Below are 17,199 nucleotides of genomic sequence, written 5' to 3'. Positions count from 1 at the left end.
CATCAGAACGCGGCGTAGATTGAAACTACGGCGAGCCTGATCCTCCTAAGCCAATCAAACGCTCGTGTTCCAAATCATTCGATGACGGACAGACTATAGTTCTTTGGGCTTGTGTCTTGCAGATTTTTCAAGCGTGCAAGAGGTGGGTATCGGGTTGTTGCTCGGTCTGGCTATATTACAAGTTATTGGTTCAGGTGAAATTTCCAACCTTGTTCGTAGAACTAGAAGGCTCAAACTGAGTGCGAAAGCACTAAATGAAGCCTCGATAACAGACAAAATTCTTACACTTGAGAACGACCTCAACATGATTGAAATAGGTATTTTTTCTGTTTCTAGGACCATATTTGCGGTTGTATTGGTTTTGTTAATAATCGCTTTGGGTGTGTTGTCGTATAGCACGCTCTTCCCAGAAGTGAACATCGATTGGGGTTGGGCCTCAATAATTTTGTTTCAAAACTTGGTGGTCCCGATAGTGATTTTCATAATATCTTCAAAGCTGATCAGGCGACGATGCGCATCTCTACGGGATCGAATTGCCAAAACAGAAGAGACCCTTGCCGGACGGCTGCGGTAAATTCGATTGAAGTTGTTCCTGATGCACCAAGCCTGATCTAGTTGCGTGAACCTAAATTGAAGCCACTTATGGCCGGGCAGTCGCCGGTTTACTCGGGCCAGTCTGAGTAATTAGTACACGGGCGCTTTCAAATCACCGAAACGGTTTAATCTGATCAAAAGAAAGACCCTTGTAGTCTATCTTACAAACCGCGTCATATAAGGCTTGCAGAGTTGCGTCACCATGACCGTATCTTCCTCCCATGCCAGGTAGGGTGTGCCCTAGTAGGATGTCATTGATGTCTGGGTGCACTCCCGCATAACGACAGGCATCTTTGAAGGTGTGACGGAAAGAGTGAAATGAGGTCTTGCGCGTCTTTGCGCCGATGCTTTTGATATAGCGACTAAAGTCTTTACTGGCCTGATCTGAGTGGTAGCCCATGGCCCCGACTTTTAGTTCTGGGAACACCCGCGTCGCGCCTGTATCTCGTTGCGCCTGAACGAACTGTAAGAAACCAAGGCGAACTAACTCGGGATGTATAGGAACGATCCTGCTCTTGCCGAACTTGACACGTTGGTCTTCGTCCCCCTCTTGGACCCGGATGAAGGGCATGCCCTCTTCTTGGTCGATATCGTCAACGCGCAACTGGCACAATTCGTTCAGTCGTGCGCCAGTCCATAAGCCGAGCAGTGGAAGCCAAAACCAACTGGTATCGCTCAGGTCTGTATCTCCCGGCACCGTGCGGAACCGCCGCGATTTGCACCCAAGGTACAAGGGGCTGTTGAAGATGGTTTGCAGTTGCTCTTTGCTGAACGGGTCATGTTGGTTTCTGGCATTATTGTTGTCATCTACCTTCATCGGTCCAAAGATGTCTGCAACCTCTTCGTCCAACTGTTTGTCAGCCCACTTCCATATGCCCTGCAGTCTTCCCAAGGCTTTGTTTACCGTACTTATAGATAGCCTTGGCAACCCGTGGTCTTTGGCAGCTTGAATGGCGTCTCTCGGAGATAAGCCAATCGTTTGCGGCAGTTTATTCCTGTTGCTAGGAAGCTCAAGCAGCACGTTCTTAAAGTCGCGCGCGTCCGGTTTATTGTAGTCTAGAACAGGACGGTCGCCTTGCAATTCTATGAAGAGGTCTGTCCAAGCCTGATAATCGTTCAGCAGCTTGGCGGACCATTGACCTGTCTGTTTCGCCTCAGCTTTTCTCTCAGCAAACAGGATCGACAGGAGCGGACTGGAAAGCGCGTCTGTGGGCTTCTTCGCAACTTTAGCTGGGACAGTGTCGGAACTAGGCTGACCGCTCTCTGGGGCGTTCACAGGCGCGCTGGGCTGCGTGCCAAAATCGTATTTCTCAAAAGTCTTATCGTGTTCCAGTAAAGCATTGGCCAGTGCCAGCTGAGCTTTCCTAATTTCACCTAAAATCAGAAAAGCGTCTTCGCGCGTCTTGGGCTGCTCAACCCCCGCGCCGTTACAAAACTTATCAAGTTCTGAGCGGGCGTAGTCTCTGCCAAGCAGGTCCCAGTAGTCTTCATTGCTCGCTTCATGATGGCGGATGGTGTCGGCGATGCGTTCCTTCTCTAGCTCGGAATAGGGGCCGAGTTCATCCCTACGTGCCTTTGCCTTCTTTAGTACTTCCGTGAAGTGCTCATGCACCTTTGTGCGTAGTTCGCTGTGGTTCATGCCCGATGCTTCTATGTGCTTTGTTATTGTGTCGCCGCACACTGCAAGACGCCGTGCCAGAGTGCCAGCCTCTTTAGGGCATCTTGTACGCAAAGACACCCGAAGGGTCCTACGTGCGGTGCTTGGTTTCTTGTGGGGTTTTGCTCTGATGTCGGGTAGGGGCCAACGAAAGTAGTAGATGCCATGTCTGGACAGTGAGAGATACGCATACAGCTTCATTTTGTGTCACACCTGTGTGTCACACCGCTCTAATGTTTGCTATCTAGTTGTATTGTTAGGTTTTGGTGGAGCCTAGGGGAGTCGAACCCCTGACCTCTTGCATGCCATGCAAGCGCTCTCCCAACTGAGCTAAGGCCCCATCATTGTACCATCGGTATGGTGGACGGACGTTTAGGAGACAGCGGCTGCGAGTGCAAGTCCAAAATTGGAATTGGACGCGAATTTCCGTCCGGGCTGTCCCTCTCAAGTAAAAGGCGATCCCAGGGGATCGCCTTTTACTTGATCAGTTGTCGTCGTCTGACGTCATGTCGGTGATGTCGTCCAGTGAAACGTCATCACTGTCGTCATCATCGTCGTCCAGCAGATCGTCATCCAAATCCACGTCGACGCTGTCATCATCGTCCAGAACCAGATCGTCATCCGCCGTGTTTTCACGTGCTTTGACCGAAGCCGCGTCTTCCGCATCCGCCGCGATCATGCGGCTTTTGACTGTTTCAAGCTCCACAATCTCGCCAGTGTAGGGGCTGATGATGGGGTCTTTGTTCAGGTCGTAAAACCGCTTACCAGTTGTCGGGCAAACACGCTTTACGCCCCATTCTTCCTTGGGCATGTCAAATCCCCTTGATATCAGGTGAGTCGTCTAAATGATTCAGCTCACCTGCCACAGGCAGAGGGCACTGTCAAAGTCTTTGCGCAAGAGAGGTCGCGATATGGGAGAGCACGCATTGCCAGGGACACCGCCGGTGCCACTGAGATTGCGCAAATCGGCTCGGGCGCGGCGTATCAGCCTGCGAATCTCCCAGCTGGATGGGCGCGTCACGTTGACTTACCCGAATGGCGTGCCGGAATCCGAGGCCTTGAGCTTTGCGCGCACCAAGGAAGGGTGGATCCGGCAGCATCTTCAGGGTCGGCCCGATATGGCCTCAGTGCAGTTTGGGCAAGTGATCCCGATCGAGGGGAAAGCACGCCGAATCGTCCCTGCCACCGGGCGGCGGGTTATGCTGAATGCAGATGAGGTTGCCGTGCCGACAGGGGCCGAGGCCCGCAGACTGGGCCGGTTCCTGAAGGAACTGGCGCGAGACCGGTTGACCGGCGCCTGTGATGATTATGCAGCTATGCTGGGGCGTTCGTACACGACACTCAGCCTGCGTGACACGCGGTCGCGTTGGGGGTCGTGCAGCTCGCATGGCGGGTTGATGTTTTCGTGGCGCCTTATTCTGGCACCTCCTGACGTGTTGCACTATGTCGCGGCGCATGAGGTGGCACATCTTGCCGAGATGAACCACTCGCCTGCCTTCTGGGCGCAGGTTGAAAAGATCTTTGGCCCGTATCAGCCGCCCCGCCGTTGGTTGCGCGACAACGGGGCCGAGTTGCATCGCTACAGATTTGACACAGAGCCGAGTTGACGTGGCGCCTTTTTGTGATCACATGAGCATATGTTGACCGCGCGCCCTTCCGAAACCCAGACCGCAACACATGACCGGGTGTACCGGGCGCTGCGATCCCGGATCATGCATGGTGAGATGGCACCGGGGCAGGCCCTGACCCTGCGGGGCATCGGCAAGGAATTTGGTGTTTCAATGACTCCGGCGCGAGAGGCGGTCCGCCGCCTGGCCGCAGAAGGGGCATTGTTCCTGTCCACATCGGGCCGGGTTTCGACCCCGGAGCTGACGAATGACCGGATTGAGGAACTGGCTGCCTTGCGCGCCTTGCTTGAGGTCGAACTGGCAAGCCGGGCCTTGCCCAGGGCACACATGGCCCTGATCGATAGGTTGCAGAGCATCAACATGACAGTTGCCGAGATGGTGACCAAACGGGATGCGGTTGGCTATATCCGTTCAAACCTGGAATTTCACAGAACCCTGTATCTGCGCGCTCAGGCCCCTGCGATGCTGGCCATTGCTGAAACCGTCTGGCTGCAACTTGGCCCAACGATGCGGGCGCTTTACGGACGTCTCAGGCGCGCAGAGCCGCCACATTATCACAAGCTGATCATTGCGGCGCTCAAGGCCGGGGACGAGCCGGGATTGCGGCTGGCAGTGCGCTCGGATGTGACGCAGGGGCTGCGTTTGCTGGTCAGCTGAGCGGCTTCCTGCCGACATCGTCAAAGCGCCCGTCCAAGGTGTCACTGTTCTGGCCTGTGCAACCCGGCTGGGTTACTCTTGCGGCAAATCACAAACAAGAGCAGACCCAAACCATGATCACTCGCCGGACTTTTTCCATTTGCCTCGGATCAACGCTTTTGGCCGCCTGTACAGGCGGTGCCGCTCCGTCCGGCACGCCTGCAACCCGGATGCGGGCTGTTCCTAATGCCGGGTGGGATGCCTGGGTTGCCGGTTTCAAGGGCAGGGCAGCGTCGCAGGGGATCTCCCGGACAACCGTTGACCGCGCCTTTCAGGGGGCCGGGTATTTGCCCGACGTAATTGAACGCGACCGAAATCAGGTCGAATTCAAGCGCAGCCTCGAAGACTACCTAGCCATCGCGGCCTCGGACGAACGGATCAGCACTGGCCAGCAGATGCTGCGGCAACATAACGGCACCCTGTCGCGGATCGAGGCGCAATATGGCGTGGATAAGGAAATCGTCGTGGCCGTCTGGGGGCTGGAGAGCCGCTACGGCACGCGTCGCGGCGATGTGCCCGTTGTATCGGCGCTGTCGACGCTTGCTTATGATGGCCGGCGTGGGCAGTTCTTTGAAAGTCAGTTGATCGCGGCGATGAAGATCCTTCAGAACGGCGATACCACGCCTGCCAACATGACCGGCAGTTGGGCCGGTGCGATGGGGCACACGCAGTTCATTCCGACCTCGTATCTAGCCTATGCCGTGGATTTCACCGGCGACGGGCGGCGCGACATCTGGTCGGATGATCCGACGGATTCGCTGGCTTCCACCGCTGCTTACCTGTCGCGTGCAGGTTGGGTGCGGGGGCAGCCCTGGGGGGGCGAGGCGGGGCGTGTTTCCGGTACTCCGGTGGCCGTGTTGCAGCCGCAAATACCGGGCCCCCGCATCGCCGTGTTCCGCAATTTCCAGGTAATCAAACGCTATAACAACTCGGACAGCTACGCGATCGGCGTCGGTCATCTGGCGGACAGGATCGCGGGCGGGGCGCCGTTTCAGGCCTCGTTCGGGCCGGATGCAAGTGGGCTTACGCTGGACGACCGCAAGGAATTGCAGCGCCGCCTGACCTCTGCGGGGTATGACACGCAAGGCGCAGATGGCGTGATCGGAAACAACACCACCACAGCCATCAGCGCTTATCAAAGCGCCAACGGTCTGCCCGTGACAGGTGAGCCTTCGGTTGCTTTGCTGCGCAGGTTGGGTGGCTGACGGTTACGCCGCCAGCCCCTTCGACCCGATATCAAGGAATTTCTGACGGCGGTCCTTTATCAGGGCCGCCCCATCCTTGCCGTCCAGTTCAGTCAACATGGCGGTGATGGCCGCGCGCACCGACTCAACCGTTGCCGGTCGATCGCGATGTGCGCCACCCTTGGGTTCCGGGATGATCCGGTCACATACGCCCAGCTTGTGCAAATCCTGAGCGGTCAAACGCAGCGCCTCGGCCGCTTCACGCATCTTTTCGGCATCTTTCCACAGGATCGATGCGCAGCCTTCCGGCGAGATCACCGAATAGACCGAATGCTCCAGCATCGCCACGCGGTTTGCGGTAGCAAACGCCACAGCGCCGCCCGAGCCGCCTTCGCCGATGATGACCGAAACCAGCGGCACGCCGATTTTCAGACACATTTCGGTCGACCGGGCAATCGCCTCGGATTGGCCGCGTTCCTCTGCTCCTTTGCCCGGATAGGCGCCAGCAGTGTCGATCAAGGTAATGACAGGCAGTCCAAAACGCCCGGCCATCTCCATCAGACGAACTGCCTTGCGATACCCTTCAGGTCGGGCCATCCCGAAATTGCGTTCGATCCGCGACTTGGTATCGCTGCCCTTTTCGTGACCGATCACCATCACCGGCTTATCGTCAAAGCGTGCAAGACCACCGATAACGGCCAGATCGTCGGCAAAGTTCCGGTCACCGGCCAGCGGGGTGAACTCGGTGAACAATGCGTCCACGTAATCCTTGCAATGCGGGCGCTCCGGGTGACGCGCCACCTGGCACTTCCGCCAGGGTGTCAGGTCGCGATAGAGTTCATCCAGCAGCTTGGAGGCTTTGGCATCCAGTGCGGCGGCTTCTTCGGCCACATCCATTTCTTCGTTGGCACGGGCCAGCGCGCGCAGCTCTTCAGCTTTGCCTTCAATCTCGGCCAGCGGTTTTTCGAAATCCAGATACTGGGTCATGACGCCTCATCTGCGTGAAATTTCCTAGCTATATGCCGCTGGCTGGCCTCAGATGCAACTAGATGACACTGAAGCGGCATCGTTCATGTCAAAAGCCGTTGATCAGATTAAGAGATTCGTTTGCTTGCCAGCACATTCCCGACATGCCCAGCAGAACAATCGCTGAAATCGACTAATGGGGAAACTCACTCCGGCCAAAGCACTGGGTAGAGCGAAACCACAAGCAGCACAGCCATTGTCCAGTTGAAGACAACCAATCGGCGCGGGTTTGTCAGCATCCGCGCCATCTGCTGTCCCAGAACGGTCCATGTGCTGACGGACGGTAAGTTGACGGCCCCGAAGACAAGCGCCACGATGGCAATCGCATACATCGTCCGATCCGGTGTATAGGCCGTGGTGGCGGTCAGGGCCATGGCCCAGGCTTTTGGGTTAACCCATTGAAACGCAGCGGCTTGCAGGAATGTCATCGGCACGCCGGTCGCCTCGGCGCTGTTTGCCGGCGCGGCATGCGCGATCTTCCAGGCCAGATAGAGCAGATAAATCACCGATAGGATTTTCAGCACCGAATAGCTGACGGGATACCGATCAAAGACCTGCACCAGACCAGATCCGACGAGCAGCACCATGAAGGTAAAGCCAAGCCCAATGCCCAGCATATGCGGAATCGAACGTCGAAAGCCGAAATTTGCCCCCGAAGCCATCAGCATCAGGTTGTTCGGCCCCGGTGTGATCGAGGTTACGAAGGCAAAGGCGATCAGGGCCATCAGGATGTCATAAGTCATGGCGCGAAGTATTGTCCGCTCTGCGGCAAATGAAATTGCTTTTTTGTGCGTGTTTCCTGTAGTTGTGCAATCAATGATGAAAAATGACAGAATAAACCGCCAGATATTGCAGGAGCTGACCCGTGACGGATGGATCAGCAATCTGTATCTGGCTGAGCGTGTGGGCCTTTCCCCTTCGGCCTGCCTGCGCCGCGTGCAAGAGCTTGAAAGGGTCGGGGTGATCACAGGCTATCGCGCAGTTCTGGACCCGGCGGCGATGGGTATCGGCTTTGTCGCTTACATCGGTGTAGGGCTGGGCGAGCATACAAAGGCCGCGCAGGAGGGGTTTGAACGCGCGCTCCAACTAGCGCCGGAAGTTGTCGAATGCCACAACATCACGGGAACAATCGAATACCTGCTGCGGGTCGAATGTGCAGACCTGCCGTCTTACAAGACCTTCCATACCGAGGTGTTGGGGACCTTGCCGCATGTCACATCGATCACATCCTATGTGGTTATGGATTCACCCAAGAATTTGCGGGCGTGACGCCTTGAATTGTGAAGGCACACTCTCTTGCAGGGCGAAAACTCACAGCCTAAAGTCATGGAAATGACGTTGCCTTGGGATACGCCCAGCCAGAACGGCACGCAAACAGGGAGATTACGATGAAACGCGTTCGAACAGTGGCGGCCGCAGTTGCCTTGTCAGTGGTTGCCGGGGCCGCCTTGTCTGCCCCGCTGAAACTGCAACCTGCCAACCCGCAGCCTTCTCCGAAAGCGGGGCTGAATGTGAAGTACATTGGCACAGGCAATCAACACAAGAAGATCCGCGATCTGAGTCAGGCAAAAAGCATGCTGTCCAAAGCGCAGCCTGGGCAACCGCTGCAGGGACTGGATTACAGGGACACCAGTCAGGGTGACAATGTCATGACATTCGACGGCGCTTACAATGTTGCTGCCGAGATTACGGGATATATGCGGTTCGACTCGCCTGGGGTTTACGAGTTGGAAACCTGGTCGAATGACGGGATAGAAGCATTCGTCGGAGGCCAAAATATCGGCTATGTCTCGGGTATTCAGGGTTGTGAGGCCAACCAGCGGACCGAAGTCGAAGTGCCCAAGGCAGGGTGGTACCCGCTCAAGATCATCTATTTCCAAAAGCTTGGAACATCCTGCCTGATGATGAAGTCGGGTAAAAAGGGCGAAAGGTTCACCTGGACGCCGAATGCTGTTTTTGGGCGGTGATACCAGAACAAAGTTGGAAAAAGGCGCCGGGTCGGGCGCCTTTTTTATTGTGCATCAGCCGTTGGCCGCGATCAACTCGGCCTGTGCCACGATCACCTCGGCCTGCTTGATCGAAGCGATGTCGACCAGACGTCCTTTGTAAACCGTCGCACCTTCGCCATTGGCTTTGGCTTGCTCCATCGCGGTGAGGATTTCGCGGGCCTCTGACACGGCTTCTTCCGAGGGGGTGAACACCTGATTGGCCAGCGCGATCTGCTTGGGATGGATGGCCCATTTGCCCACCATGCCCAGCGTGGCCGAGCGTTTGGCCTGCGCAATGTACCCCTCGTCATCGCTGAAATCACCGAAGGGCCCGTCGACTGGCAGCACGCCATGGGTGCGGCATGCGGCAACGATGGCGGCCTGTGCCCAGTGCCATGGATCGGACCAGTGTTTCGCACCCTCGTGCAGCATGTAATAGTTTTCCTGCGTGCCGCCGATGCCGGTGGTTTGCATCCCCATCGAAGCGGCAAAATCAGCCGCGCCAAGGCTCATAGCCTGCAAACGAGGCGAGGAGGCTGCGATTTCTTCGACATGGGCGATGCCGGCGGAAGATTCGATGATAACCTCAAAGCTGATTGGTTTGGGGCGACCTTTGGCGCGTTCGATGGCGGTAACCAGTGCGTCCACCGCATAGACATCTGCCGCGCAGCCGACTTTGGGGATCATGATCTGATCCAGACGGTCGCCCGCCTGTTCCAGTACATCTACAACGTCGCGATACCAGTACGGGGTATCCAATCCGTTGATGCGAACGGACATGTATTTTTTACCCCAGTCCACGGTGTTCAGTGCTTCGATGACATTGGCGCGGGCCGTATCCTTGTCCGAAGGCGCAACCGAGTCTTCAAGATCGAGGTTGATCACATCCGCAGCGGATGCTGCCATCTTCGGGAACAGTTTGGTGTTCGACCCCGGGCCAAACAGCTGACAGCGATTGGGACGCGCCGGTGCGGCAGGTTGGATGCGAAAGCTCATCTGGACCTCGTCTGAGTAATGAAATTACGATTTTCCTGCTCAATGAGGTATTAAATTGCGCGGTGCGGCGCAAGAGCGATTGTGCACCTGCGGCAATGCGGTTGCAGAAAGCAGCTTCAAAACTGCCCGAGTGGGGTGATTAAAGTTTAATCACTTTAAAAACTTCGAAGATTTTTGCGCACATCGAGAACACTGCGCAAGAAACTCGCGCATAGGCCGTGGTTGACGGGCCAAAACGCGAAGCGCTCGTTTTACCGCTTCTCTAGCCTGCCCCGGAATCAAAGGAGTGACCGCAATGATCGAGACACCGTACCTGCTGTTCCTGGGCGATGCGCCCGACCAATTGGCGGCCAAAGTGGCTGTTGGGATCAAGGACTGGCGTCCGGAAAACGCCGTGGGCCAGTATCGAATGGACGGCTGCAAGGCCGATCTGGGCTTGGCTGACATGACCCTGACCGAAGCGAAGGAAGCCGGTGCCAAGACACTGGTGATCGGTGTGGCAAACCGCGGCGGTGTGATCAGCCAGGACTGGAAAAAGGTTCTGGTCATGGCGCTTGAGGAAGGGTTCGACCTGGCCTCGGGGTTGCATAACCTGCTGCGGGATGAGCCGGACCTGGTAGCGGTTGCCGAAGCAACAGGACGGAAACTGCACGACGTGCGGGTGCCTGAAATCAATTATCCGATTGCAAACGGGATCAAGCGCAAGGGCAAGCGGTGTCTGGCCGTCGGAACAGACTGTTCGGTTGGCAAGATGTACACCGCGCTGGCGATGGACGCCGAGATGCGTGAGCGCGGGATGAAATCGACCTTCCGCGCGACCGGCCAAACCGGCATCCTGATCACCGGTGACGGTGTGCCGCTGGATGCAGTCATTGCTGACTTCATGGCGGGTTCGGTCGAATGGCTGACACCGGACAATGACGATGATCACTGGGACCTGATCGAAGGGCAGGGGTCATTGTTCCACGTATCCTATTCCGGCGTGACCATGGCACTGATCCATGGCGGCCAGCCGGACGCCCTGATCCTGAGCCATGAACCGACCCGTGCGCATATGCGCGGCTTGCCAACCTATCAACTGCCAACATTGGAAGCCCTGCGCGACACCGCGCTGGCGCTGGCCAAGGTGGCAAACCCGGATTGTCAGGTTGTTGGCGTTTCGGTCAACACCCAGCACATGTCCGAGGCAGACGCGACCGCCTATCTGGCCAAGATCGAAGAGGATATGGGCTTGCCTGCGACCGACCCGTTCCGTTTTGGTTCGGGCAAGCTGGTGGACGCGCTGGCCGCAATATGATCTGAACAACGCGCCGGTGGCGGACTGTTCCGCCTCCGGCGTGAGTATTTGGGAAAAGATGAAGGAGCGGGTGCGTGCAGATTGAGGTTTCTCGCGATGTGTTCCGGCTGGCGCAGGTCTTCACCATCTCGCGCGGGTCGCGGACCGAAGCAAAGGTGCTGACGGTTCGGGTTTCGGACGGAAGCCATCACGGCTGGGGCGAATGCGTTCCTTACGCGCGTTATGACGAAACGCTCGAGTCTGTTGAGGCTGAGATTGCCGGTCTTCCCGCAGATGTCACCCGCCAGTCGCTGACGGATCTGCTGCCCGCAGGCGCCGCGCGGAACGCCGTGGATTGTGCCTTGTGGGACCTGGAGTGCAAACGTGTTGGCAAGCGCGCCTGGGACCTGGCAGGTCTGCCAAAGCCCGGCCCCGAGATCACCGCCTATACATTGTCGCTGGACACGCCCGAGGCAATGCAGGCGCAGGCCGCCGGGAACGCGCACCGCCCGCTTCTGAAGATCAAGCTGGGCACGCCCGATGATATGCCCCGGCTTGAGGCGGTGCGCGCCGGTGCTCCGAATTCCAAGATCATTGTGGATGCAAACGAAGGCTGGTCTGCCGAGGTTTACGCCGACCTCGCCCCGCATCTGGTGCGGCTGGGCGTGGCATTGGTGGAACAGCCTTTGCCCGCAGGAGATGACGATGCATTGATCGGGATGAAGCGCCCGGTGCCAGTCTGCGCTGACGAATCCTGCCATGACCGTTCCAGCCTGCCCAAGTTGAAGGGTAAATATGATGTCATCAACATCAAGCTCGACAAGACCGGGGGCCTGACCGAGGCGCTGGAGTTGCGCAAGGCAGCGATTGCCGAAGGCTATGACATAATGGTGGGATGCATGGTCGGCAGCTCGCTTGCCATGGCACCTGCGACATTGCTGGCACAGGGTGCGATGGTAACGGACCTTGACGGCCCGCTTCTGTTGGCCGAAGACCGCGACACCCCGCTGGATTTTGACGACGCCGGAGTGCACCCGCCTGCGGCCGCACTTTGGGGTTGAGGAGACGAATATGACCCGTACCGTTTACGTAAATGGCGAATACCTGCCGGAGACCGAGGCCAAGGTTTCCATATTTGACCGTGGCTTCCTGTTTGCGGACGCGGTTTACGAAGTCACCAGTGTGCTGGACGGCAAGCTGATCGACTTCGAAGGTCACTCAGTCCGTCTGAAGCGCTCGCTGGACGAGCTGGAGATGGCCGAGCCCTGCACCAAGGACGAACTGCTGGAGATCCACCGCAAGCTGATTGAGCTGAACGGCATCGAGGAAGGTCTGGTCTATTTGCAGGTCTCGCGCGGCAGCGATGGCGACCGGGATTTCGTGTTTCCGTCGGCAGATACCAAGCCCAGCCTCGTTTTGTTCACGCAGAACAAGCCCGGGCTGGCTGACAGCCCGGCGGCCAGGAAAGGCGCCAAGATCATCTCGATCGAAGACATCCGCTGGGGCCGGCGCGACATCAAAACGGTGCAATTGCTCTACCCGTCGATGGGCAAGATGATGGCCAAGAAGGCAGGTTGCGACGACGCATGGCTGGTCGAGGACGGCTTTGTGACCGAGGGCACCAGCAACAACGCCTATTTCGTCAAAAACGGCAAGATTGTCACTCGCCCGCTATCCAACGACATTCTGCACGGCATCACCCGAAAGGCCGTGTTGCGCATGGCGGCTGAGGCGCAGATGGAAATCGAAGAACGTCTGTTCACCATCGACGAAGCCAAAGAGGCTGATGAAGCATTCACCACCTCGGCCAGCGCCTTTGTGATGCCTGTGGTTGAAATCGACGGAGTTGCGCTGGGTGACGGTACGCCGGGACCGATTGCAAAACGCCTGCGCGAGATTTATCTGGACGAAAGCCGCAAGGCGGCGATCTAAAGAAAAAGGCCCGCCAATCTGGCGGGCCTTTTTCGTATTGGGCCTAGCCCTTTTTTGTTACATTCTCTTCAAACGCGACCTTGAAGGCGGCCTGTTTTTCAGTGCTGGCCTCGGTTTGATAATTGGCTTTCCATTCATCCATGGTCATGCCGTAGAAAAGTTCACGGGCCTCGCCCTTGCCCATCTCGATCCCCTTTTCATTGGCCGCTTCCTGATACCAGCGCGACAGGCAGTTGCGGCAGAACCCGGCCAGATTCATCATGTCGATGTTCTGCACGTCGGTGCGGTCTTCCATCAGGTGCTTTTGCAGCCGACGAAATGCGGCAGCCTGAAGTTCAATTTCGGTTTGCTTGTCCATCTTGTGGCTCCGGAAGGCAGTGTGTGTTTCTTCTGACGTAACAATCCTGCCGTGTCGTTACAACAACGGTGCTTGTGGTCAGTGCTACCTACATCAGTTTCAAGGCCAGCCAGGGCACGATGCAAAAGATCAGTGTCAGGATCTTGTAGTTGGCAAGGTATCTGAAATAGGCGCGTTTCACGTCGGCGCGATCCATCTGAAACATTCTGCCGTGAATGCCAGCGATCCAGTCCTGCAAAAGCAGAATCATGACGGTGGTGAACAGCAATACCGCGATATTAAGCGCGGCCATCCAACCAAAAAACGTTGTCAGAAACTCATGTGTCATGACGATCCCCTTTCCCGCATTATATGGGGATCAGGGGCATTGCTCACAATGGCGTGAGGGGCGGAATGCCCCAGCAAACCTTGCGGTCAAAGGTCGCTGGCGTCCAGCGCATCTTGCAGGATTACCGCCAGCCGCTCGGCCCAATGCCGTTGACCGGCATGGTCGGCGATCAGATCATTGCGCAGCTCAATCAATGCATTGGGGCGGCTAAAAGCGGTGCAGTGCTTGTCAATCGCGTCACCTGGCAAAACGCCGGTATAGGGTTCATTGACACCAACGCACAGGTCATTTTCCTGTTGCAGCCGGTTGATCAAAGGGCGCGAAAACCGCTCGTCCGGGGTGTGCAGTACACCAATGTGCCACGGACGCGGATCACGTCCGCGCAACTGGCGCGTGAAGGAATGCATCGACACAATTACCGCATGTGGCAGTGCCGCCATCTCAGCCAACGCTGTGTGGTAGGGGCGATAACACATGTCTAGGCGGCGTTCGCGCTCGGCGGCATCGGCATGGCGGTTGCCGGGAATGATCGACCCGTCATACAACTTCATCAGCAATGTGGGGTCATCTTCCCCTCGGTTCGGGTCGATTACGAGGCGCGAGAAATTGGCGGCAATCACCGGCGCGTTCAGAATCTCGCCCAGATGTTTTGATACCTCATACGCTCCGACATCATAGGCGATATGGCGCTCCATATCCTCGCGTGGCAGGCCAAGGTCTCCGTCATTGACCTCGGGGGGGACGGTGTTGGTTGCGTGGTCGCATGTGATCAGCCATCGGGACGGGCGATCCGCGCCGTGAACGAAAAACGGGGTGTAAGTCATAAGCCTGTCATCTAGTTTGTCGCAGGTGTAGGGCAGTTGCTTTAAAAAGGGAATTGCGCAATAAGCGCCACAGCAGTGTTTGCGGTAACATATTGCAAAAGCTGATCTGCGTGATCTGAACCGGCATGAGGAGGTCAAGACCAATGCGACGCCTGAGGAATGTAAAAATCGTGGCGACGCTGGGACCGGCGTCCAGTGACTATGACACCATTCGTGCCCTGCACGAGGCCGGGGCGGATGTGTTCCGTCTGAACATGAGCCACGGCAGCCATGATGAGATACGTGAACGCCACAGGATCATTCGGCGGGTTGAAAAGGATCTGGACAGCCCAATTGCCATTCTGGCCGATCTTCAGGGCCCCAAGCTGCGGGTTGGTGTTTTTGCAAATGATACGGAGGAGCTGGAAGAGGGCGCGGCGTTCCGTCTGGACCTTGATTCAGCCCCCGGTGACATCACCCGCGTGTGCCTGCCGCATCCCGAGATTTTTGCAGCCCTTGAACCGGGCGCGCGCCTTCTGGTCAATGACGGCAAGATCCGTCTGATCGTTCAGGATTGCGGCCAAGACTTTGCCAATTGCACGGTCGAAGTGGGCGGTACGATTTCGAATCGCAAGGGCGTGAACGTCCCGGATGTGGTGCTGCCGCTGGCGGCCTTGTCGGCGAAGGACCGTGATGATCTGGAGTTTGTGTGCCAACTGGGTGTTGATTGGCTGGCGTTGAGCTTTGTTCAGCGTGCGAAAGATGTGTTTGAGGCCCGCGCGCTGGCTGATGGACGCGCCGCGATCCTGTCGAAGATCGAAAAGCCCGCCGCGGTCGAGGCGTTCGACGACATCCTCGATGCCTCGGACGGGATCATGGTGGCGCGGGGCGATCTGGGCGTGGAACTGCCGGTATCCGCGGTGCCGCCCATTCAAAAAAGGCTGGTCCGCAAGTGCCGTAGTGCCGCCAAGCCGGTCATTGTCGCCACCCAGATGCTGGAAAGCATGATCGAAAGCCCGATGCCCACGCGTGCCGAAGTGTCGGATGTGGCCACCGCGATCTATGAGGGCACGGACGCCATTATGCTCAGCGCGGAATCGGCGGCAGGTGCTTATCCGGTTGAGGCCGTGCAGACCATGAATGAGGTCGCCATCGAGGTCGAGGCCGACCCGACCTATTCCCAGATCATCGCCGCGTCCCGCACGGCAAAAGGAAGCACTGTGGCCGATGCCATCGTCGCGGCTGCCCGCGAGATTGCTGAAAAGACCGATATCAAAGCCATCTGCTGCTTTACGCAAAGCGGAACGACCGCCTCATTGACAGCCCGCGAACGTCCCGGTGTTCCGATCATCGCGATGACATCGTTGATGGGGACCGCGCGCAGGCTTTGCCTGAGCTGGGGGTGCAACTGCGTCATGACGCCCGAACTTCAGCGGTTCAAAAGCGCCGTGGTCAACGCGGCCCGCGCGGCGCGGGCAGGGGGGTTTGCAACCGAAACCGACCAGATCGTGGTTACGGCCGGTGTCCCCTTCAACGTACCGGGCACGACTAACATTCTGCGCGTGGCCCCGTGTGATGAACGGCTGATCTACAGCACGGATCCGGAATAACCGAAGGCCGACACTCGGGCCCGAGTGTCGTGTCAGCCAACCGGCTCTTTTACAATCTCCATAACTGTAAAAGAGCTGGTCTGATGTATCCCCGGCAGCTTGTTGATCTTCTCGCCCAGAACCAGCCGGAAATGTGCAATGTCGCGCGTTCGAACAGTCAACAGATAATCAAACGATCCCGCCACCATCAGGCAGCTTTCGATTTCCGACACATTCCGAACAGCCTCATTGAATTTCACAAGGGATTGTTCCGCAGTTGCGACCAGGGATACCTGCACCACGGTCAGCAGCGCCAGCCCCATCCTTTCCTTGTCGACGACGGCTCTGTACCCTTTGATATAACCATTCTTCTCAAGTCGTTTTACACGCTCGGAACAGGGCGTATTGGTAAGGTTTACGCGCGCCGCCAACTCAACTATCGAGAGCCGGCCATTGGCCTCCAGCTCGTACAGGATGCGTTGATCGATATTGTCTAAATCTCTGCTAATCAGTAAAATTCCCTGTATTTTTGGCGCAATTCGATAAATTACACTGAAAATGGCCCAAAAAAATCTCCAATTCCTAGTGAAATTTCCTAATACTTACCAAAGGGCGGTCTTGTTGAAAAGTTCCAAGTTCCGGCCGCCCTGCCGGGGGCGTGGGCCCCGGCCTTAACAACAAAAACGGAGGAACGAAATGACAACAAAGATTGTCATAGGACTCGACGGGACTGAAACCGGCGAGCGTGCGATTGCCTTTGCCAAGGATTTGGCAAAGCTGATCGGAACGTGCGATTTGCTGGTCGCTTATGTGATCGAATGGTCACCTTACACATTCCAGACACCTGAAGAAAACGCCCAGCGCCACAAGCGCCGCGAAGAAGAGGTTGATCTGGCGTTGTCGCGTGTCGTGACACCAGCCGTAGAGGCCCTCAGGGCAGCGGGTTTCGAGGCGCAGGGCATTGTGCGCCATGGCGATGTGGCGGAAACGCTGAACGCCATCACTGTCGAAAACGGAGGCTCGCAAATCGTCGTGGGCCGGGCATCTGCGGACGGGATCAAGAAACGCCTGTTCGGCAGTTCGACGCAATATCTGGTGATGCATGCCGACGTTCCGGTTACGGTCGTGAACTGAGGGGAGGGCT

Annotated in this window: 19 protein-coding genes and 1 tRNA gene; 10 read left to right on the top strand and 10 right to left on the bottom strand. The window is 57.1% G+C overall.

Going from position 1 to position 17,199, the window contains the following annotated elements:
• Positions 1 to 706: 706 nt before the first annotated feature.
• From ACR0AM_RS17010 to ACR0AM_RS17000, 3 genes are all read right to left on the bottom strand, one after another.
• Complete coding sequence (locus ACR0AM_RS17010) at positions 707 to 2,233, bottom strand: site-specific integrase (protein WP_480623538.1); 1,527 nt, start codon at positions 2,231 to 2,233, stop codon at positions 707 to 709.
• Positions 2,234 to 2,515: 282 nt separating this feature from the next.
• Positions 2,516 to 2,591 (bottom strand) — tRNA-Ala (locus ACR0AM_RS17005).
• A 144-nt stretch (positions 2,592 to 2,735) separates the two neighbouring features.
• Positions 2,736 to 3,062 carry a TIGR02300 family protein gene (locus ACR0AM_RS17000; protein ID WP_480473966.1) on the bottom strand — a complete coding sequence of 109 codons (327 nt, stop codon included), beginning with the start codon at positions 3,060 to 3,062 and terminating at the stop codon, positions 2,736 to 2,738.
• Between the two features lie 100 nt (positions 3,063 to 3,162).
• Between ACR0AM_RS17000 and ACR0AM_RS16995 the strand changes: the two genes are divergently transcribed.
• The 3 genes from ACR0AM_RS16995 to ACR0AM_RS16985 all read left to right on the top strand — a co-directional run bounded on the left by ACR0AM_RS16995 (position 3,163) and on the right by ACR0AM_RS16985 (position 5,780).
• Positions 3,163 to 3,858: a M48 family metallopeptidase gene (locus tag ACR0AM_RS16995; protein WP_480554776.1), complete on the top strand. Its 696-nt coding sequence runs from the start codon at positions 3,163 to 3,165 to the stop codon at positions 3,856 to 3,858.
• Between the two features lie 30 nt (positions 3,859 to 3,888).
• A complete protein-coding gene (locus tag ACR0AM_RS16990) occupies positions 3,889 to 4,536 on the top strand; it encodes a GntR family transcriptional regulator (RefSeq protein WP_480473964.1) in 648 nt (215 codons plus the stop codon).
• A gap of 113 nt (positions 4,537 to 4,649) precedes the next feature.
• A complete protein-coding gene (locus ACR0AM_RS16985) occupies positions 4,650 to 5,780 on the top strand; it encodes a lytic murein transglycosylase (protein WP_480623537.1) in 1,131 nt (376 codons plus the stop codon).
• 3 nt (positions 5,781 to 5,783) lie between these two features.
• Here ACR0AM_RS16985 and ACR0AM_RS16980 read toward each other — a convergent pair whose 3' ends face one another.
• Both ACR0AM_RS16980 and ACR0AM_RS16975 read right to left on the bottom strand, forming a co-directional pair.
• Positions 5,784 to 6,746: an acetyl-CoA carboxylase carboxyltransferase subunit alpha gene (locus ACR0AM_RS16980; protein WP_480605856.1), complete on the bottom strand. Its 963-nt coding sequence runs from the start codon at positions 6,744 to 6,746 to the stop codon at positions 5,784 to 5,786.
• A gap of 185 nt (positions 6,747 to 6,931) precedes the next feature.
• On the bottom strand, positions 6,932 to 7,528 hold the full coding sequence (locus ACR0AM_RS16975; protein ID WP_480623536.1) for a LysE family translocator: 597 nt from the start codon (positions 7,526 to 7,528) through the stop codon (positions 6,932 to 6,934).
• A 73-nt stretch (positions 7,529 to 7,601) separates the two neighbouring features.
• Here ACR0AM_RS16975 and ACR0AM_RS16970 point away from each other — a divergent pair, with 73 nt between their 5' ends.
• Together ACR0AM_RS16970 and ACR0AM_RS16965 are read left to right on the top strand one after the other, a co-directional pair.
• Complete coding sequence (locus ACR0AM_RS16970) at positions 7,602 to 8,054, top strand: Lrp/AsnC family transcriptional regulator (RefSeq protein WP_480623535.1); 453 nt, start codon at positions 7,602 to 7,604, stop codon at positions 8,052 to 8,054.
• 119 nt (positions 8,055 to 8,173) lie between these two features.
• Positions 8,174 to 8,752, top strand: a complete 579-nt coding sequence (locus ACR0AM_RS16965) for a PA14 domain-containing protein (RefSeq protein ID WP_480554768.1) — start codon at positions 8,174 to 8,176, stop codon at positions 8,750 to 8,752.
• Between the two features lie 54 nt (positions 8,753 to 8,806).
• On the opposite strand, the gene ACR0AM_RS16960 is transcribed toward ACR0AM_RS16965, so the two are convergent.
• Complete coding sequence (locus ACR0AM_RS16960; protein WP_480623534.1) at positions 8,807 to 9,769, bottom strand: L-malyl-CoA/beta-methylmalyl-CoA lyase; 963 nt, start codon at positions 9,767 to 9,769, stop codon at positions 8,807 to 8,809.
• A gap of 295 nt (positions 9,770 to 10,064) precedes the next feature.
• On the opposite strand from ACR0AM_RS16960, the gene dgcN reads away from it, so the two are divergent.
• The 3 genes from dgcN (at position 10,065) to ACR0AM_RS16945 (ending at position 12,977) form a co-directional block, all read left to right on the top strand.
• Positions 10,065 to 11,066: an N-acetyltransferase DgcN gene (gene dgcN / locus ACR0AM_RS16955; RefSeq protein ID WP_480473957.1), complete on the top strand. Its 1,002-nt coding sequence runs from the start codon at positions 10,065 to 10,067 to the stop codon at positions 11,064 to 11,066.
• A 74-nt stretch (positions 11,067 to 11,140) separates the two neighbouring features.
• A complete protein-coding gene (dgcA, locus tag ACR0AM_RS16950) occupies positions 11,141 to 12,106 on the top strand; it encodes an N-acetyl-D-Glu racemase DgcA (protein ID WP_480623533.1) in 966 nt (321 codons plus the stop codon).
• A 10-nt stretch (positions 12,107 to 12,116) separates the two neighbouring features.
• On the top strand, positions 12,117 to 12,977 hold the full coding sequence (locus tag ACR0AM_RS16945) for a D-amino-acid transaminase (protein WP_480473955.1): 861 nt from the start codon (positions 12,117 to 12,119) through the stop codon (positions 12,975 to 12,977).
• Positions 12,978 to 13,020: 43 nt separating this feature from the next.
• Here ACR0AM_RS16945 and ACR0AM_RS16940 read toward each other — a convergent pair whose 3' ends face one another.
• The 3 genes from ACR0AM_RS16940 to ACR0AM_RS16930 all read right to left on the bottom strand — a co-directional run bounded on the left by ACR0AM_RS16940 (position 13,021) and on the right by ACR0AM_RS16930 (position 14,487).
• On the bottom strand, positions 13,021 to 13,335 hold the full coding sequence (locus ACR0AM_RS16940; protein WP_480623532.1) for a DUF1244 domain-containing protein: 315 nt from the start codon (positions 13,333 to 13,335) through the stop codon (positions 13,021 to 13,023).
• A gap of 88 nt (positions 13,336 to 13,423) precedes the next feature.
• Complete coding sequence (locus ACR0AM_RS16935; protein ID WP_267365128.1) at positions 13,424 to 13,663, bottom strand: DUF6868 family protein; 240 nt, start codon at positions 13,661 to 13,663, stop codon at positions 13,424 to 13,426.
• An 86-nt stretch (positions 13,664 to 13,749) separates the two neighbouring features.
• Positions 13,750 to 14,487: an N-formylglutamate amidohydrolase gene (locus ACR0AM_RS16930; RefSeq protein ID WP_480623531.1), complete on the bottom strand. Its 738-nt coding sequence runs from the start codon at positions 14,485 to 14,487 to the stop codon at positions 13,750 to 13,752.
• A gap of 143 nt (positions 14,488 to 14,630) precedes the next feature.
• Between ACR0AM_RS16930 and pyk the strand changes: the two genes are divergently transcribed.
• Positions 14,631 to 16,076, top strand: coding sequence for a pyruvate kinase (gene pyk / locus ACR0AM_RS16925; protein ID WP_480623530.1), 1,446 nt, complete (start codon positions 14,631 to 14,633; stop codon positions 16,074 to 16,076).
• A 32-nt stretch (positions 16,077 to 16,108) separates the two neighbouring features.
• On the opposite strand, the gene ACR0AM_RS16920 is transcribed toward pyk, so the two are convergent.
• Complete coding sequence (locus ACR0AM_RS16920; protein ID WP_480476823.1) at positions 16,109 to 16,543, bottom strand: Lrp/AsnC ligand binding domain-containing protein; 435 nt, start codon at positions 16,541 to 16,543, stop codon at positions 16,109 to 16,111.
• Positions 16,544 to 16,751: 208 nt separating this feature from the next.
• On the opposite strand from ACR0AM_RS16920, the gene ACR0AM_RS16915 reads away from it, so the two are divergent.
• Positions 16,752 to 17,189: a universal stress protein gene (locus ACR0AM_RS16915; RefSeq protein ID WP_480473950.1), complete on the top strand. Its 438-nt coding sequence runs from the start codon at positions 16,752 to 16,754 to the stop codon at positions 17,187 to 17,189.
• The last annotated feature ends 10 nt before the right edge of the window (positions 17,190 to 17,199 follow it).

The organism is Ruegeria sp. AD9, from assembly GCF_056542305.1.
This window is presented reverse-complemented; position numbering and strand designations above follow the sequence as displayed.

Excerpts from the sequence above, each read along its gene's own strand:
- ACR0AM_RS17010 (WP_480623538.1), bottom strand. The coding sequence starts at position 2,233 with ATGAACCACAGCGAACTACGCACAAAGGTGCATGAGCACTTCACGGAA.
- ACR0AM_RS17000 (WP_480473966.1), bottom strand. The coding sequence starts at position 3,062 with ATGCCCAAGGAAGAATGGGGCGTAAAGCGTGTTTGCCCGACAACTGGT.
- ACR0AM_RS16995 (WP_480554776.1), top strand. The coding sequence starts at position 3,163 with ATGGGAGAGCACGCATTGCCAGGGACACCGCCGGTGCCACTGAGATTG.
- ACR0AM_RS16990 (WP_480473964.1), top strand. The coding sequence starts at position 3,889 with ATGTTGACCGCGCGCCCTTCCGAAACCCAGACCGCAACACATGACCGG.
- ACR0AM_RS16985 (WP_480623537.1), top strand. The coding sequence starts at position 4,650 with ATGATCACTCGCCGGACTTTTTCCATTTGCCTCGGATCAACGCTTTTG.
- ACR0AM_RS16980 (WP_480605856.1), bottom strand. The coding sequence starts at position 6,746 with ATGACCCAGTATCTGGATTTCGAAAAACCGCTGGCCGAGATTGAAGGC.
- ACR0AM_RS16975 (WP_480623536.1), bottom strand. The coding sequence starts at position 7,528 with ATGACTTATGACATCCTGATGGCCCTGATCGCCTTTGCCTTCGTAACC.
- ACR0AM_RS16970 (WP_480623535.1), top strand. The coding sequence starts at position 7,602 with ATGATGAAAAATGACAGAATAAACCGCCAGATATTGCAGGAGCTGACC.
- ACR0AM_RS16965 (WP_480554768.1), top strand. The coding sequence starts at position 8,174 with ATGAAACGCGTTCGAACAGTGGCGGCCGCAGTTGCCTTGTCAGTGGTT.
- ACR0AM_RS16960 (WP_480623534.1), bottom strand. The coding sequence starts at position 9,769 with ATGAGCTTTCGCATCCAACCTGCCGCACCGGCGCGTCCCAATCGCTGT.
- dgcN (WP_480473957.1), top strand. The coding sequence starts at position 10,065 with ATGATCGAGACACCGTACCTGCTGTTCCTGGGCGATGCGCCCGACCAA.
- ACR0AM_RS16945 (WP_480473955.1), top strand. The coding sequence starts at position 12,117 with ATGACCCGTACCGTTTACGTAAATGGCGAATACCTGCCGGAGACCGAG.
- ACR0AM_RS16940 (WP_480623532.1), bottom strand. The coding sequence starts at position 13,335 with ATGGACAAGCAAACCGAAATTGAACTTCAGGCTGCCGCATTTCGTCGG.
- ACR0AM_RS16935 (WP_267365128.1), bottom strand. The coding sequence starts at position 13,663 with ATGACACATGAGTTTCTGACAACGTTTTTTGGTTGGATGGCCGCGCTT.
- ACR0AM_RS16930 (WP_480623531.1), bottom strand. The coding sequence starts at position 14,487 with ATGACTTACACCCCGTTTTTCGTTCACGGCGCGGATCGCCCGTCCCGA.
- pyk (WP_480623530.1), top strand. The coding sequence starts at position 14,631 with ATGCGACGCCTGAGGAATGTAAAAATCGTGGCGACGCTGGGACCGGCG.
- ACR0AM_RS16915 (WP_480473950.1), top strand. The coding sequence starts at position 16,752 with ATGACAACAAAGATTGTCATAGGACTCGACGGGACTGAAACCGGCGAG.